The sequence below is a fragment of the Butyrivibrio sp. genome, from assembly GCF_017433805.1.
Taxonomy (GTDB): Bacteria; Bacillota; Clostridia; order Lachnospirales; family Lachnospiraceae; genus Butyrivibrio.
In genome coordinates, this window is record NZ_JAFRGN010000067.1 from 1 (window position 1) to 1,556 (window position 1,556).

Annotated in this window: 2 protein-coding genes and 1 pseudogene; 1 reads left to right on the plus strand and 2 read right to left on the minus strand. The window is 39.8% G+C overall.

The window, feature by feature from the left end:
• A pseudogene (locus IJI01_RS14340) lies at nucleotides 1–330 on the minus strand (topoisomerase); the annotation flags it as partial.
• Nucleotides 331–618: 288 nt separating this feature from the next.
• Here IJI01_RS14340 and IJI01_RS14345 point away from each other — a divergent pair.
• The gene (locus IJI01_RS14345; protein ID WP_292191926.1) at nucleotides 619–819 is read left to right on the plus strand and encodes a hypothetical protein; all 201 of its coding nucleotides are present in this window, start codon (nucleotides 619–621) and stop codon (nucleotides 817–819) included.
• Between the two features lie 537 nt (nucleotides 820–1,356).
• Here IJI01_RS14345 and IJI01_RS14350 read toward each other — a convergent pair.
• Nucleotides 1,357–1,521: a hypothetical protein gene (locus IJI01_RS14350; protein WP_292191929.1), complete on the minus strand. Its 165-nt coding sequence runs from the start codon at nucleotides 1,519–1,521 to the stop codon at nucleotides 1,357–1,359.
• Nucleotides 1,522–1,556 lie beyond the last annotated feature (35 nt).

The window sequence follows — 1,556 nt, forward strand, 5'->3', positions numbered from 1 at the left end:
ATCCGGAAGGAGCAGCTTCCTTACTACTTTATGACTTTTTTCAGGCAAGAAAACAGGAGGCTTTACTGCCTCCTGTCCGTTGATTATCTGTACTGCTTCAGCAAACGGTTTGCCTCTGACTTTGACAAGATAGTCGAGAGCCGATTTCCCGCCTATCTGTCTGGACCACCACATCCACATACCATTCGAGATCTTCAGACTGTCGTGTGTCCTCGTACAATATTCTCTGCTGTTTACTCTGACCAGCTCCTCGGGTTCATATAATCTGAGATACGTATATAGATCCATCTTTCTCGCCTTTTCTATCTCCTCCTGACTGTAATGCGGCATCGTCTCACCTCCCTTCTATGTATGTATTTATGATATTTCACATTGTTTTCATCAGTGAATAGCGCTATATTAAAGTTGCAAAAACAATCACTATTTTTCTTATAGTTATTCAACTCACGAGTAGTATCCATCCGCCACAGGTTTGGATACATACCTCCTTTCTACGTGAATGAGAATGTAGAGAAAATGACCTTGCCTTAAATAATCGGCGGCTCTCTAACATCTGATGTTGATTTGTGGACAAATTGTACAATAGGTATATATTAATATGGTAAGAGGTATAATAATATGAAAGACAGTAAAGATCTAATAAATGGCACACATTTAATTCAAGGAATTATTGTTGGTTCTATTTTTAGTGTAATTGGTGTATGCGTATTTACTTTTTTGGGGATGATTGCTTGGATTGGTATTCCAATTGCTTTTGGCTCTTTCGGAGGCATTATTATTGGTATGTTAATACCCAAAAAAGATGATAAGGAGGACTAGTCATGAATAAAGATATGTCGGATGAAAGGCAGCCTTCGGGGAGAGAAACCCGTGGCTGCTTTTCTTGAGCCTGCTCATCAACATCAGATATGAGAGAAGCCCATTTTCAGAACAGGGTCTACTGCAAGTTTATTCATGAGCCGTCAACATCAGATGTGAGAGTAAGTCATTTTCAGAATCCCTCTCGGAATAAGGCCATCAACATCAGAAATGAGATAACCTAATCGGCAAGGTCATTTTATTGCGTTGTACTTCACATTCTGTAATGTTATAATATATATGCAACTAAGCAATACTAAGAGTATCGTTTTGGTATTCATGCTGCGTCCCCACAGAGGGGAGCGGGGATGCGGCACTCCTTTCCAGAGAGTTATTCTTAATAGTAAAATGACTCTGCTACTAATCTGGCAGAGTCGTTTTATTTCACTATTCTTACACTATTATTTCACTATTTCTGATCAGGACACATTTCTTCACATGCACAATACGTACAAACGACACTTCCCGTCTCCATACTTTGGCAGTAGTAATGGCCGTCTATCTCTTTCCACCCTCGTCAGGCACATGATCATCCAGGATCCTTAAGCATACATCTCGATTGAAATCGCTGATATACAGTCCCAAATCAGAAGTCCTGAGCATCTCTGCTTCTTGCGAGTTGATCCTCGATGCAAGTATTTCTCTAAACTCACTTTTCTTCATTAGTCACTTCCGCCTTGTCAATATGATTCTTTATA

Excerpts from the sequence above, each read along its gene's own strand:
- IJI01_RS14345 (WP_292191926.1), top strand. The coding sequence starts at position 619 with ATGAAAGACAGTAAAGATCTAATAAATGGCACACATTTAATTCAAGGA.
- IJI01_RS14350 (WP_292191929.1), bottom strand. The coding sequence starts at position 1,521 with ATGAAGAAAAGTGAGTTTAGAGAAATACTTGCATCGAGGATCAACTCG.